The sequence below is a fragment of the Streptomyces sp. NPDC002643 genome (assembly GCF_053592555.1).
The window spans coordinates 79,352-93,260 of sequence record NZ_JBSFVY010000020.1; the positions used below are offsets into that span (position 1 = coordinate 79,352).

Here is a 13,909-nt window from a genome sequence, read left to right on the forward strand (position 1 = left end):
GGCGCCCCGAGCGAGGTTGCCCTTGAGGGCGCCGTTTTCGACTGCCGGTTCGTTGTGGCTGGTCGCGCAGTTCCCCGCGCCCCTTTGGGGCGCGACCCGCACCACCACGAAAGAGGAGCGATGAACCCCACTGCCGATAGAGCGACCGCCAGAGTCACCTTTGTCGGGGCCGGGCCCGGGGCTGCTGATCTGTTGACCTTTCGGGCCGCTCGGGCCATCGGTGAGGCCGATGTCGTGATCTGGGCCGCCAGCCTCGTGCAGGCCGAGGTGCTGGAGCATGCGCGGGACGGGGCCGAGGTCCTCGACTCGGCGGCCATGTCCCTGGAGGACGTCGTCGGGGTGTACGAGCGGGCCCTCGCCGAGGGGTTGAAGGTGGCCCGGATTCACTCCGGGGACCCGGCGCTCTGGGGCGGTACCCAGGAGCAGGTCGACCGGTGCCGGGAGCTCGGGATCGCCACCGAGGTCGTGCCCGGGGTGTCGTCCTTCTCGGCCGTCGCAGCGCTCGCCCAGCGGGAGTTGACGATTCCCGAGGTCGCCCAGTCGGTGATCCTGACCCGGCTGGGTGGGGGCAAGACACCCATGCCGCCCGGTGAGGAGGTACGGGAGTTCGCTCGGCACGGTACGACCATGGCGCTGTTCCTGTCGGCCGCGCGCAGCGGGCAGTTGGTGCGGGAGCTGCTGGAGGGCGGCTATCCGACGACCACGCCTGTCGTCGTCGCGTACCAGGCGACCTGGCCCGAGGAACTGGTCGTGAAGTGCACGATCGGCACGCTGGAGGAGACCGTCAAGGAGCACAAGCTGTGGAAGCACACGCTGTTCCTGGTCGGCCCCGCCCTCGACGCCCACGGCACCCGCTCGCACCTCTACCACCCGGGCCACTTCCACGGGTACCGCAAGGCCGACCCGGCGGCACGCAAGGCCCTGCGGGCGGCGACGCGTGAGGCCCGGGAGCAGGATCGGGAACAGGACGCTGCCTGTGCGGCTCCGGAACAGGGTGCGGCTCCGTGATCACCGTCATCGGTACGGGTACGGGGGCGCCCCTCCCCCCGGACGCCGAGGCCGTGTTGGCCGGGGCGGCGCTCGTCGTGGGCGGGCGGCGGCATCTGGACGCGGTCCTGGACCGGCTGCCTGAGGGTGCCGAGCGTGTCGTGCTGGGGCCGTTGGCGCCCGCCCTGGACATGATCGAGAAGTCCCTCGACCGGCCCGTCGTCGTACTCGCCTCCGGTGACCCCGGGTTCTTCGGGATCGTACGGGCGCTGGCCGAACGGTTCGGGGCCGGGCGGCTCGATGTACGGCCGGGGGTGTCGTCCGTCGCCACCGCGTTCGCTCGGCTGGGGCTGACCTGGGACGACGCGGTCGTGGTGAGCGCGCACGGGCGTGCCCTGCGCACCGCGCTGAATGTGTGCCGGGCACGGCGGAAGGTGGCCGTGCTGACCGGGCCGGGCGCCGGGCCCGCCGAGTTGGGCGCGGGGCTGATGGCTGCGGGGGCTCGGCGGACACTCGTCGTGGCCTCCGCGCTGGGCGATCCGGGGCAGGAGCGGGTCGAGCGGGTCACACCGGCCGAGGCCGCCGTACGGGACTGGGGTGGGGCGGTGAGTGTCGTTCTTTGCCTCGCTGACGAGGAGGGGTCCGCGGTCGCCGGGTCCATGTGTACGGTCGCCGGGGGGTTGTCCTCCCCCGCCCAATGGGCCCTGGACGAGGGCGAGTTCGCGCACCGGGACTCGATGATCACCAAGGCCGAGGTGCGGGCTCTGGCGCTCGCCCGGCTCGGGCCCCGGCTCGGGGATCTGGTGTGGGACATCGGCGCGGGCTCCGGTTCGGTGGCCGTGGAGTGCGCCCGGCTCGGGGCCGCCGTCACCGCCGTCGAGAAGGCGGGCGACGACGTGGAACGCGTCCGCGCCAACGCCGACGCGCACGGTGTCGACGTCCATGTCGTGCACGGTACGGCGCCGGATGTGCTGGACACCCTGCACGGCGACCCCGACGCCGTGTTCATCGGCGGCGGGGGGCGCGAACTGTCCGCCATCGTCACCGCGTGCGCCCGGCGTGCGCGGCGGACCGTGGTGATCGCCATGGCCGCGCTCGACCGGGTGCCCGCCGCCCGGGAGGCACTGCTCTCCGCCGGGTTCGGCTGCGACGGCGTACTGCTGCAGGCGTCCCGGCTGGCGCCGCTGCCGGGGAATGTGACCCGGCTGGCCGCCGCCAACCCCGTTTTTCTGCTGTGGGGCGACCGGCCTCCGGCGCGTACCGAAGGAGCTGCTCAGTGATCGGCCTCATTTCCGCCACCGCGGCGGGGACGACCGCGCGGGACCGGCTCGTCGCCGCGTGGCCGGACCGGGTGCGTGTGTACGACGGGCCCGTCGGTGACTCCGTGCGGGCCGCGTTCGCGGAGTGCGAGCAGGTGGTGTGTTTTTTGGCGACGGGGGCCGTGGTGCGGTTGCTCGCGCCGTTGCTGGGGGACAAGCGGAGCGAGCCGGGGGTGGTGTGCGTCGACGAGGGCGGGCGGTTCGCCGTGTCGTTGGTCGGGGGGCATGGTGGGGGTGCCAATGAACTCGCCCTGGCGGTGGGGGAGTTGTTGGGGGCCGAGCCGGTGATCACTACCGCGACGGATGCGGTGGGGGTTCCGGGGCTCGACACGCTCGGGTTGCCGGTGGAGGGGGATGTGGCTTCGGTCTCTCGGGCTGTGCTGGATGGGGAGGTTGTTGAGCTGGACTTGGAGGTCGGTTGGCCTCTGCCCGCGTTGCCCTCGAATGTGAGGCGCCCGGCGCTTGGGGCTGTGCCCACCCGTTCCGCCCTGCGGAACGACTGCCCACAGCACGGAGCTGCAACAGTTGGTGGCCCGGCAACGCAGCGGGGTCCGATGATCCGTGTCACCGACCGCCTGGTCGACGTCGCCGCCGAAGGCGAAGTCGTTCTCCGGCCACCCACCCTCGTCGTCGGCGTCGGCGCCTCCAAGGGCGCCCCCCTCGACGAAGTCCTCACCCTCATCGCGACCGCCCTTCACGACGCCGGTCTCTCCCCCAAGTCCCTCGGCGAGATCGCCACCGTCGACGCCAAGGCCGACGAACCCGGCATCGTCGAGGCGGCCGAGCGGCTCGGCGTGCCGCTGGTCATCTACTCCGCCGAGGAGTTGGCCGGGGTCGAGGTGCCCAACCCCTCCGACGCGCCCCTCACCGCCGTCGGTACCCCGTCCGTCGCCGAGGCCGCCGCCCTCGTACGCGGGGGTGAACTCCTCGTCCCCAAACGGAAGTCCGAGCGGGCGGACGGGCGGCCGGCGATGGTGACCTGTGCGGTGGTACGGCGGCCCGTGCGCGGGCGGCTCGCGGTGGTCGGGCTGGGGCCGGGGGCCCGGGATCTGCTGACCCCGCGTGCCAAGGCCGAACTCCGGTCCGCCTCCGTGCTCGTCGGACTGGACCAGTACGTCGATCAGATCCGTGATCTGCTGCGGCCCGGCACGCTCGTCCTGGAGTCCGGGCTCGGCGCCGAGGAGGAGCGGGCCCGGACGGCTGTGGCGGAGGCCCGGAAGGGGCAGGCCGTCGCGTTGATCGGGAGTGGGGACGCCGGGGTGTACGCCATGGCGTCGCCCGCGCTCGCCGAGGCCTCCGACGACATCGATGTGGTGGGGGTGCCGGGGGTGACGGCCGCGCTCGCCGCCGCCGCGATCCTCGGGGCGCCCCTCGGGCACGACCATGTCTCCATCAGCCTTTCCGATCTGCACACTCCGTGGGAGATCATCGAGCGGCGGGTGCGGGCCGCGGCCGAGGCGGACATCGTCGTGACGTTCTACAACCCGCGCAGCCGGGGGCGGGACTGGCAGTTGCCGAAGGCGTTGGAGATTCTCGCCGAGCACCGGGAGCCGACGACGCCCGTCGGAGTCGTACGGCAGGCGTCGCGGCCGGATCAGTCGGCGCGGGTGACGACCCTGGCCGCGCTCGATCCGGCGACGGTCGACATGATGACCGTGGTGACCGTGGGCAACACGGCGTCCCGGACCGTCGCCGGACGCATGGTGACACCGCGCGGCTACCGCTGGCAGACGAAGAGCACTGAAAGCGAGGAGGTGGCGGGATGAGCGGGATGAACCGTGTGGTGCATCCCATCGAGGAGGAGTCCTTCCGGCGGTTGCGTGCCCGGCTGGACACCTCGCACTTTCCGCCGCTGACCCGGGCCGTCGTGGAGCGGGTCATCCACTCCGCGGCCGATCTGGAGTACGCCGACGATCTCGTGACCGACGAGGGCGCGTTGGAGAAGGCGCACGCCGCGCTGCACTCCGGGGCGCCCGTGGTCGTGGATGTCGAGATGGTCGCGGCGGGGATCACCCGGCGCGAGACCGTCTGCCGGTTGAGGGACGCGAAGGCCGGGCCGGGGCTCACCCGCTCCGCGCACGCGATCCGGCTGGCGTACGAGCAGGTCGGGCCGGGGGCGTTGTGGGTGATCGGCTGTGCGCCGACCGCGCTTGAGGAGTTGCTCACGTTGGACGCCTCGCCCGCGCTGGTGATCGGGTTGCCCGTAGGGTTTGTCGGCGCGGCCGAGTCGAAGGCCGCGCTGCGGGAGAGCGGTCTGCCCGCCGTCAGCAATGTGTCCGAGAAGGGCGGGTCGGCGGTGGCCGCCGCCGCGCTCAACGCCCTGCTGTACCACCCCGTCCGCCCCGCCCACCCCACCGACACCGACATCACGCCCGGCTCCGCCACCGCCGTCGGCCCCGGCAGCGTTGTCGACACCCATCCTGATCCTGAGGAGACATCGTGACCACCCCGCCGCCCGCCCTGCTCATCGCCGGTCATGGCACCCGGGACGATGCGGGGGCCGAGGCGTTCCGCGACTTCGTCGGAGAGTTGGGGCGCCGCCACCCCGAACTGCCCGTCGCGGGCGGCTTCATCGAGTTGTCCCCGCCGCCGCTGGGCGAGGCCGTCACCGAGCTGGTGGAGCGGGGGGTGCGGCGGTTCGCGGCCGTCCCGCTGATGCTGGTGTCCGCCGGGCACGCCAAGGGTGACATTCCCGCGGCCCTGGCCCGTGAGAAGGAGCGGCACCCGGGGATCTCGTACACCTACGGCCGTCCGCTGGGCCCGCACCCCGCGCTGCTGAGCGTGCTGGAGCGGCGGTTGGACGAGGCGCTGGGTGTCACGGGCGGGCGGCGGATGCCGGGTGACCGGGCCGATGTGACCGTGCTGCTGGTCGGGCGGGGTTCGACGGACCCGGACGCCAACGCCGAGGTGTACAAGGCGGCCCGGCTGCTGTGGGAGGGGCGCGGGTTCGCGGGTGTGGAGACGGCGTTCGTGTCGCTGGCGGCGCCGGACGTGCCGAGCGGGCTCGACCGGTGTGTGGCGCTGGGCGCCAAGCGGATCGTGGTGCTGCCGTACTTCCTGTTCACCGGCATCCTGCCGGACCGGGTGCGGGCCCAGACCGAGGGGTGGGCCGCCGCGCATCCGGAGGTGGAGGTACGGTCGGCCGAGGTCATCGGGCCGGAGCCGGAGCTGCTCGATCTGGTCATGGAGCGGTACCGGGAGGCGTTGGAGGGCGATCTGCGGATGAACTGCGACTCCTGCGTCTACCGTGTCGCGCTGCCCGGTTTCGAGGACAAGGTGGGGTTGCCGCAGCAGCCGCACTTCCACCCGGACGACGACGGCCACCACGGGCACGGCCACGGGCATCACCATCACCACGGGGGACACTCGCACTCGCATGCACACTGAACGGGGCATCGCCAGAGGTCACGGCCCGCACCACGGGGGCGACGGCCGGGCCGACGGGGGACATGGACACGGTCTCTCGGAAGCCGGTCTCTCGAACACCGGTCTCGCGTCCGAGCGGACCGGTCACGACCTGCGTCATCACGGTGACGCCGAGGTGCGGGACGCCGGGGCCGCGCTCGTCGATCTGGCCGTGAACGTCCGTGCCGATACGCCGCCCGGCTGGTTGCGGGAGCGGATCGCCGGGTCGCTGGCCGGGCTGGCGGCGTACCCGGACGGGCGGGCGGCGCGGGCGGCGGTGGCGGCGCGGCACGGGCTGCCGGTGGAGCGGGTGCTGCTGACGGCGGGCGCCGCGGAGGCGTTCGTGCTGCTGGCCCGCGCCCTGAAGGTACGTCAACCGGTCGTCGTGCACCCGCAGTTCACGGAGCCGGAGGCCGCGCTGCGGGACGCCGGGCACACCGTGGGCCGGGTGCTGCTGCGGGAGGCGGACGGCTTCCGCCTCGATGCGGCGGCCGTCCCGGACGACGCCGACCTCGTCGTCATCGGCAACCCGACCAACCCGACCTCGGTCCTGCACCCGGCTGCGGCGGTCGCCGAACTCGCCCGTCCCGGGCGGACGTTGGTGGTCGACGAGGCCTTCATGGACGCCGTGCCGGATGAGCGGGAGGCGCTGGCCGGGCGCACGGACGTGCCCGGTCTCGTCGTGCTGCGCAGCCTCACCAAGACCTGGGGGCTGGCCGGGCTGCGGATCGGCTATGTCCTCGCCGCCCCGGAGACGGTCGCCGCGTTGGAGCGGGCCCAGCCGTTGTGGCCGGTGTCCACGCCCGCGTTGGCGGCGGCCGAGGCGTGTGTGTCGGAGCGGGCGCTCGTGGAGGCGGACGAGGCGGCGAAACGTATCGCCGCCGACCGGGCCCATCTGGTCGCCGGGCTCAGGGAGTTCGCCCCGGACGGCCTGTACGTCGCCGAGCCCGCCGAAGGTCCGTTCGTCCTCGTCCGTCTCCCCCGGGCGGCGGCCGTACGACGCCATCTGCGCACCCTCGGCTTCGCGGTGCGCCGCGGCGACACCTTCCCCGGCCTCGACGAGGAATGGCTCCGCCTGGCCGTCCGCGACCGTACGACGACCAACGGCTTCCTCCAGGCCCTGGACCAGGCGATGACCTTGGCGGACCGCTGAGCACAGGGGGCTCAACGGTCCGCCGGGCCATCCGCCGGGCCAGGTGGGCAGGGTGGGTACGGGACTGGGTACGGCGTCTCGTCTCAGCGCACGCGCTCCCGGGTGCCGTCCGGGAAGCGGAGGTCCACGCTCCCGTCATCACCGACCGTCGCGCTGGCGCCGTCCGTCACCGCCGCCCTCGGATCGCCGCTGAGCACGACGAGGGTGACGAGGAGGGGCTTGACCGCCCTGTGGACCGGAGGTTCGGGGGGCGTGGTCGTTTCGAGTACGGGTGTCGCCGAGTGCCGGCCGTACGCGTTGGTGTCGACGGCGTGGACGACGACGCCGGGTTCCCGCCAGCCGTGGAGGCCGGTGATCGCGCTGGTCAGCCCGTCCGCGCGGCGGGCCAGCGCGGAGGGGCCGGGGCCGGACTCCCCCACCGGCGGCCCCGAGTCGTCGGCCACCGCCCAGCCCCCTTCCCGTACCCGGGTCCCAGGCGGTACGTCCAGCCGGTGCACCCGTACTTCCCACGGCCCATGCACCACGCTCACGGTCTCGACGCGATGCCCCTCGGCCTCGGCTGAGCCGGGAGGAACGGCGAGGTGCCAGGACGCGGCCCGGCGCCCCGTACAGCCGAGGGGGTGGATACGCCCGCGCGGGGACGGGGTGCCGTCGGGGCCGAGCAGGGCGATGTGGTTGTCCAGCCCCGCACCGGGCGTCCCCGGTGTCTCGGGAGCCGTGGCGGCGGAGTAGGCGAACCGGGCGTAGTGCGGGCTGTCCTCGGCGTTCGCGGGCGCCGGCGGAAATCGGTCGCTGCCGTGGTTGACCAGCCGGACGAGCCCGTCGGCGGCCGTGGAGTGCAGAAGCCAGCCGGGGGCGGGCAGCGCCAGGGTGGTGTCGCCGGTGTCGATGGGGGCGGGCTCCTCCGGTGCCGTCCACACCGGGTGGTCGTCGGGGAGGAGCAGCCCGAGGAACGCCTTGCTCGCCCAGTAGGGGGAGGCGGGGCCGGAGTAGCGCTGGGTGACGGGGAGGAAGGGCCGGTACCAGCCGAGGGTGAGCAGTCCGCGTTCGTCGGGCACCCCCCGCTCGGCGAAGTGCTTCAGGGCTCCCGAGGCGAGCCGCCGGGTCCGCCCGGCCGGCAGGGGTGTGGCGTCGGCGAGGACTCCGGCCCAGAGGGGGGCGGTGGTGGCGAAGCGGTAGGTGAGGGAGCGGCCCTGGTGGACGGGTGCCCCGTCGCCGCCGAAGAAGTGCTGGTAGGCCGCCAGGAATTCCCGCAGCCTCGCCCGATGCCGGGCCACCGTGTCGCCGTACTCCGAGTGTTCCGCCGCCCGCTCCCCCGCGATACGGGCCCACAGCACCGGATACAGATGCAGCGCCCACCCGTTGTAGTGGTCGAACTTCCGCCCGTCGCCGTCGGTGTACCAGCCCCCGCCCCGGTACCAGTCGTCCAGCCGGGCGAGCCCGGCATCGATCTCCGCCCGACGGTACGGCGCCCCGACCGACGCGAGGAACTCCTCCGCGATGACCTGGAAGAGCCGCCAGTTGGAGTCGTTGACGTCGGCCCCGACGAACCCGCTCATCCACTCGACGACCCGTTGCCGCACGGAGTCATCGAGCCGGTCCCACAGCCAGGGCCGCGACTCGTGCAGCGCGACGGCGATGGAGGCCGCCTCGACCATGGGCTGGGCCCGGTCGGTGATGGGCGGCCAGTGCTCGGGATGGTGGGGATCGGTACCGGCGGCGAGCCCGGCGGCGTACCGCTCGATGAGCCCGGGACTCACCCGCCCTCCGGCCCCCGCGACCCGAAAGGCAGCGAGGAGGAAGGAGCGGGCGAAGCCTTCCAGACCGTCGGACCAGGGCCCGGAGTGACTGGGCGGCCCGGGTAACCGGTACTGGGCGAACGATGGGGTGGCGTAAGGGAGTAGAGCATCGAGAAGCCGATCAGCCATGGCTTCCCAGTGGGTCCGGGTCCAGCCGGTGAGGGGGGAGAGCAGGGGATCGGGGGGCGGTAAGTGGGAGAGGTGCGCGGGGTCAGGAATGGACACGTGGGGCGCGGTCATAGGGGATGGAACCTCCAACGGTCAGGGAATAAGGGGCCGTGGTGTCGGGGAGCGAACGGTCGATCTGCGGGGGGGCGCTGTGTAATCGCGGCCAGCCGCACTGCCGCGCCTTTTAGGGGCGCGGGGCTGTGTCGATTTGCGGCTCCGCCGCGTGGGCGCGACCAGCCCCCACTCAGCCGCACCCTCACGACGACCTAAGCGGTGCCGAACTCCCCCGCACAACAATGTGAGTCCCCAACAAATACCGCGCCCCCGCAGCCCCCTCAGGATCGCGAAGCGCGATCCGCACAGCCGCCCGCCCCAACTCCTCCGCGGGAGTCCGCACAGTAGTGAGCGGCGGACTGAAATCCTCCGCCAACGGAATATCGTTGTACCCCACAACAGAAATATCCCCCGGCACCCGCAACCCCACATCGGCAATCGCACGCAGCGCCCCCGCGGCGACCATGTCGTCCCCCGCCACCACGGCAGTGAAGTCCCGCTCGCCCTTGAGCAGTTCCCCCATCGCCCGCAGCCCGTTCACCCGCCCCAGCCCGCAGTCGACGACCCGCGCGGCCTCCTCCGGCAGACCGTGCTCGGCCAAGGCCGCCCGATACCCGGCCACCCGGGCGTCCAACGCGGTGTTCCCGGGCAGCCCCCCGAGAAAGACGATCCGCCGATGCCCGGCCGACAACAGATGCCCGGTGATCGCCCGAGCCCCCGCCTCGTTGTCGAACTCGACGACGAGCGCCGGCAGATCGGCGGAAGGCGCCGGCCGACCGCACAACACCAGCCGCGCCCCGGCCGCGTCCAGCGCCTGGGCGTACTGCGCGACCCGCTCCCGGTACGCGTCGTCCTCCACGACCCCGCCCACGAGGATGACGAGCCGCGCCCCTTCCTCCCGCATCAGCCGTACGAAGTCCATCTCGCGCTGGGGGTCTGCGCCGGTGGCGCCGACGACGCAGAGCCAGCCCCGGTCGGCGGCCTCGGCCTCCACGCCCTCGGCGACCTGGGCGTAGAAGGGGCTGGTGACCTGGCGTACGACGACGGCGACCATCTTGCGGCCGCCGCCGACGAGAGCGCGGGCGTGGGCGTTGGCGACATAGTCGAGGTCGCGGGCGGCGCGCAGGACGCGGGCCCGGGTGGCGGCGGGCACCGGATGGTTCCCGCTGAGCGCGCGGGAGGCGGTGGCCACGGACACCCCCGCCCGCTCGGCGACCTCCCGGATGGTGACCCGCCCTTTAGAGACCATGGCTCCAGTTCCCCATTTCTCGCACCCACCGGCGGCACGCGCCGCACCGCTGTCCTTCGGCCCGCCCCCGTGAGGGGTCACGTATTGGCCGCGTGGTCCTTCGCGAATTCGTCGGCCATTCTGTCGCCACCCCGCTGCCGCCACCTCTTCACGGTCGTGTCCCACTCCGACAGCGGCAGCCGCCCGGCGACGATCCCGGTGACCGTGTCGTCGATGAGGGCCTTGAGGGTGGCGCCCTGGGAGTTCTTGGTGGCGGACTGGAGGCCGAAGGAGGCGTTGCGGATGGCGTGCGGGACGGTCTCGCGCTGCCAGTCGTGCAGGGCGCGTACGGCATCCGGCATACCCGGCACGAACAGCACCTGCGGTCCCTCGGCGAGGTACTTCAGCGGCAGATTGGTGTTGTTCTCGACCTCGCCGAGTCTGGTCGGCTGTGGTGAGCCGTCCTCGCCACGCTCGAAGTGGGTGCCCTCGACGCCGTAGTGGACGAGTTCCCACTCCTGGCTGCCGAAGGGGGCCGCCAGGTAGTCGAGGATGCGCAGAAGCAGTTCGACGCGTTCCTTCTTCGCCTTCTTCAGCACGGTGTAGCCGAAGGAGCGGCGGGCGGCGACGATCCCGCCGGGGGTGCCGCCGACGCTGTACGGGAGGGCCGCCGCCGGGGTCAACTTCCCTTTGCTCTCCCGGTACTTGGGGAGGTATGCGCCGAAGCCGTCCTGCATGGAGCCGACCGTGCCGTTGTAGTAGAGGGTGGTGAGGTCGATCTGGGAGATGGATGTGGCGTCGGGGTGGTACGAGCCGTCCTTGCGGAGCCGGGCCTGGAAGGCGATGGCCGCCTTGTAGCGTTCGTCGGTCCAGGCGGGTTCGAAGGTGCCGTCGTCGGTGACGGCCCACTCGCTCGGCGCGTTGTGGGCGGCGGCGTGCACGGCGTTGCCGAAGAGGGAGCCGGTGGCGGCGCCGAGGGCGTAGGTACGGCCGCTGGTGGCCTGTTTGGCGACGGCGGCGAAGTCGTCGGAGGTCCAGCCCTCCTTCATGCCGGCGTCGGTGAACATGCCCTGGTTGAGCCAGAGGGTGGAGCCGGGCAGGGGGCGTTCCAGGGGGATGCCGTAGATCCGGCCGCCGATACGGCCCATGTCTCGCCAGGCGTGGGTGGGGATGTTCGCGAGGTTGGGGTAGTCGGCTATCGCGTCGCCGGAGAGGAAGGGGGTGAGGTCCTCGGCGCGGCGTTGGACGAACTCCGGCTCTCGGGGCAGGACGAAGCCGGAGAAGACGTTGAGGATGTCGGGCAGGGTGTCGGCGTCGCCCGCCATCACCGTGGCCATCTTCTTCTGGTAGTCGGCCTGGGAGATGATCGTGTACTCGATCTTCACGCCGAGCGCCTTCTCCACCGCCGCCCAGAACTGATTCGCCGAGGCCGGCTTGGGCGGGGTGCCGAAGGACACCGACATCACCTTGACCGTGGAGCCGTCGCCCGGGGTGCGGGAGACGGACTTCACCAGGTCGGCGGGGTAGGCGGTGTAGCCGGCCTGGACCCCGGCCTCGGTCGGCGCGAGGTCCGGCTTCGGCCCGTTCGCCGGGGTGTACGTCGGCCAGGGGGCGAGCTTCTTGCCCGCGTTGGAGACATCGCTGTCGCCGCCGGAGCCGGTGGAGCAGGCGCTCAGCAGGGCGGGGGCGGCGATGACGCCCCCACCGGCGGCCATGGAGCGGAGCAGGGTCCGTCGGGACATGCCGGTCATGGTGAATCACCTCGTGTCGGCTTGGGTCAGCTCTTGATGGCGCCGGTGAGCACGCCCTTGGTGAAGTACTTCTGCAGGAACGGGTAGACGAGCAGGATCGGTACGGTGGCCAGCACGAGCACCGCCATCTGCACGGTCTGCGGCGCGGTGACCGTGGCCTCGCCGGTCGTGGCGTCGGTGAGCCCGGAGCCCGCGATCACATAGGTGCGCAGGACCTGTTGGAGCGGCCAGTGCTCGCTCTCCAGATACAGCGAGGCGTAGAACCAGGAGTTCCAGTACGCCACCGCGTAGAAGAGCCCGACGACGGCGAGCGCGGCCTTGGACAGCGGCAGGACCACCGACCACAGCACCCGCCAGTCCCCCGCCCCGTCCAGCCGGGCCGCCTCGTACAGCTCCTCGGGGATGCCCTGGAAGAAGCCGCGCAGGACGACCAGGTTGAAGACGTTCACCAGGACGGGCAGGACCAGGGAGGCGTAACTGTCCAGCAGGCCCAGCTCCTTGACCAGCAGGAAGCTCGGGATCATGCCGGGCGGGAAGAGGAAGGTGAAGAGGATCAGCAGGAGTACGGGTCTGCCGCCGAGGACTCCGGGGCGGGAGAGGGCGTAGGCGAGGGTGACCGTGCAGACCAGGCTGAGCAGGGTGCCGATCAGCGTCACGCCCGCGCTGACGCCGAGGGCCTGGGTGACGATGCCGCCGTCGAGGATGTCCCGGTAGGCGTCCAGGGAGGGCTCGGTGGGCCACAGCACCCAGCCGCCACCCGCCACCACCTCGTCCGTGGAGGCCAGCGAGGTGGACACGATCACCAGGAACGGTACGCAGACCAGGAGGACGACGGTGGCGAGGGCGACCGCCTTGGCCGCCTGGGTGAGGGGCTTGGGCTTCTCCAGCCAGCCGGGGCGGTTACTCACTTGTAGACCCCCTGTTCACCGAGCCGATGGGCCACCTTGTTGGCGGCGTAGACGAGGAGCGCCCCGATCACGCCCTTGAACAGGCCGGCCGCGGCGGCGAATCCGTAGTCGCCGCCGACGATGCCCTGGTAGTAGACGAAGGTGTCGATGATCTCGGCGGTCTCGGGGCCCACCGCGTCACGTTGGAGGAGCATCTGCTCGAAGCCGACGGAGAGGATGTCGCCGAGCCGCATGATCAGCAGCAGCACGATCACCGGGCGGATGGCGGGCAGGGTGACATGCCAGAAGCGCCGCCAGGGCCCGGCCCCGTCGATCGCGGCGGCCTCGTACTGCTGCTCGTCGACCTGGGCGAGCGCGGCGAGGAAGATGATCGTGCCCCAGCCGGCGTCCTTCCAGATGACCTGGGCGACGGTGAGCGGCCGGAAGGCGTCGGGGTTGCCGATGATGTCGACCGTGCTCAACCCCAGGGTGTTCAGGGAGGAGTTGAGCAGTCCGGTGTCGCCGAGGACCTGTTGGAAGAGGGCGACGACGATCACCCATGAGATGAAGTGCGGGAGGTACGCCACCGATTGGACGAGACGGCGGACCGTGCTCCAGGTGAGGCTGTGCAGCAGCAGGGCGAGGGCGAGCGGGACGGGGAAGTAGAAGACGAGTTGGAGGACGGCGATCCAGAGGGTGTTCAGGACGGCCGCCCAGAACGCCCCGTCCTCGAACATCCGCTGGAAGTTGCCTAATCCGACCCAGGGGCTGGCCCAGATGCCGTCGAACGGCACGTACTCCTTGAAGGCGATGAGATTGCCGGCGAGCGCCCCGTAGTGGAACAGCAGGAAGTAGCCGAGGCCGGGGAGCATCAGCAGGACGAGGGCCCGCGATTGGAAGCGTTTTCGCCTCGGTTTCACGACGCCCGTCCGCCGGAGGGTCGCGCTGTCCTCCTCTGTACCTGTGCGTTCCCGCAGTAACGCGCCCACGGGTCCCCCTCACATCTCGGAGTCGGAGTGAGGGGAAGTTAAAACGTTTTCAGTACGACGGTCAACAGTCCTGACAAACAAGGGACGTTGATCCGGAGACCCCCGGGTGGCCGGTTCCGGTCGTTCCGCTTCCGGGGCTTCACAACGCGACCCACGCCCCTCCAGGACT

Annotated in this window: 10 protein-coding genes and 1 pseudogene; 6 read left to right on the plus strand and 5 right to left on the minus strand. The window is 71.9% G+C overall.

Features of this window, described 5'->3' with window-relative positions:
• The first annotated feature begins 120 nt into the window (after positions 1–120).
• From cobM to cobC, 6 genes and pseudogenes are all read left to right on the plus strand, one after another.
• The gene (cobM, locus tag ACWD4G_RS28235) at positions 121–1,008 is read left to right on the plus strand and encodes a precorrin-4 C(11)-methyltransferase (protein WP_451298191.1); all 888 of its coding nucleotides are present in this window, start codon (positions 121–123) and stop codon (positions 1,006–1,008) included.
• On the plus strand, positions 1,005–2,267 hold the full coding sequence (cbiE, locus tag ACWD4G_RS28240) for a precorrin-6y C5,15-methyltransferase (decarboxylating) subunit CbiE (RefSeq protein ID WP_451298193.1): 1,263 nt from the start codon (positions 1,005–1,007) through the stop codon (positions 2,265–2,267). The genes cobM and cbiE overlap by 4 nt, the downstream gene beginning before the upstream one ends.
• Positions 2,264–4,072 carry a precorrin-3B C(17)-methyltransferase gene (cobJ, locus tag ACWD4G_RS28245; RefSeq protein WP_451298195.1) on the plus strand — a complete coding sequence of 603 codons (1,809 nt, stop codon included), beginning with the start codon at positions 2,264–2,266 and terminating at the stop codon, positions 4,070–4,072. Before cbiE ends, cobJ begins: the two co-directional genes overlap by 4 nt.
• Positions 4,073–4,077: 5 nt before the next feature.
• Positions 4,078–4,653: pseudogene (locus tag ACWD4G_RS28250) on the plus strand (precorrin-8X methylmutase); the annotation flags it as partial.
• A gap of 92 nt (positions 4,654–4,745) precedes the next feature.
• A complete protein-coding gene (locus tag ACWD4G_RS28255; protein ID WP_451298197.1) occupies positions 4,746–5,693 on the plus strand; it encodes a sirohydrochlorin chelatase in 948 nt (315 codons plus the stop codon).
• Positions 5,683–6,864, plus strand: coding sequence for an Rv2231c family pyridoxal phosphate-dependent protein CobC (gene cobC / locus ACWD4G_RS28260; protein WP_451298199.1), 1,182 nt, complete (start codon positions 5,683–5,685; stop codon positions 6,862–6,864). The genes ACWD4G_RS28255 and cobC overlap by 11 nt, the downstream gene beginning before the upstream one ends.
• A gap of 83 nt (positions 6,865–6,947) precedes the next feature.
• Here the strand turns inward: cobC and ACWD4G_RS28265 are convergent, their stop codons facing one another.
• The 5 genes from ACWD4G_RS28265 to ACWD4G_RS28285 all read right to left on the minus strand — a co-directional run bounded on the left by ACWD4G_RS28265 (position 6,948) and on the right by ACWD4G_RS28285 (position 13,623).
• Positions 6,948–8,903: a DUF2264 domain-containing protein gene (locus ACWD4G_RS28265; protein WP_451298201.1), complete on the minus strand. Its 1,956-nt coding sequence runs from the start codon at positions 8,901–8,903 to the stop codon at positions 6,948–6,950.
• Positions 8,904–9,087: 184 nt separating this feature from the next.
• On the minus strand, positions 9,088–10,134 hold the full coding sequence (locus tag ACWD4G_RS28270; RefSeq protein WP_451298203.1) for a LacI family DNA-binding transcriptional regulator: 1,047 nt from the start codon (positions 10,132–10,134) through the stop codon (positions 9,088–9,090).
• Positions 10,135–10,211: 77 nt separating this feature from the next.
• Positions 10,212–11,864, minus strand: coding sequence for an extracellular solute-binding protein (locus tag ACWD4G_RS28275; protein WP_451298204.1), 1,653 nt, complete (start codon positions 11,862–11,864; stop codon positions 10,212–10,214).
• Between the two features lie 26 nt (positions 11,865–11,890).
• Positions 11,891–12,772: a carbohydrate ABC transporter permease gene (locus tag ACWD4G_RS28280; RefSeq protein WP_451298206.1), complete on the minus strand. Its 882-nt coding sequence runs from the start codon at positions 12,770–12,772 to the stop codon at positions 11,891–11,893.
• Entirely contained in the window at positions 12,769–13,623 is an 855-nt protein-coding gene (locus tag ACWD4G_RS28285) for an ABC transporter permease (RefSeq protein WP_451298353.1), read from the minus strand. The genes ACWD4G_RS28280 and ACWD4G_RS28285 overlap by 4 nt, the downstream gene beginning before the upstream one ends.
• Positions 13,624–13,909 lie beyond the last annotated feature (286 nt).

Bases quoted from the DNA above. Each gene is read 5' to 3' on its own strand.
- cobM (WP_451298191.1), top strand. From the start codon at position 121: ATGAACCCCACTGCCGATAGAGCGACCGCCAGAGTCACCTTTGTCGGG.
- cobC (WP_451298199.1), top strand. From the start codon at position 5,683: ATGCACACTGAACGGGGCATCGCCAGAGGTCACGGCCCGCACCACGGG.
- ACWD4G_RS28265 (WP_451298201.1), bottom strand. From the start codon at position 8,903: ATGACCGCGCCCCACGTGTCCATTCCTGACCCCGCGCACCTCTCCCAC.
- ACWD4G_RS28270 (WP_451298203.1), bottom strand. From the start codon at position 10,134: ATGGTCTCTAAAGGGCGGGTCACCATCCGGGAGGTCGCCGAGCGGGCG.
- ACWD4G_RS28275 (WP_451298204.1), bottom strand. From the start codon at position 11,864: ATGACCGGCATGTCCCGACGGACCCTGCTCCGCTCCATGGCCGCCGGT.
- ACWD4G_RS28285 (WP_451298353.1), bottom strand. From the start codon at position 13,623: ATGCTCCCCGGCCTCGGCTACTTCCTGCTGTTCCACTACGGGGCGCTC.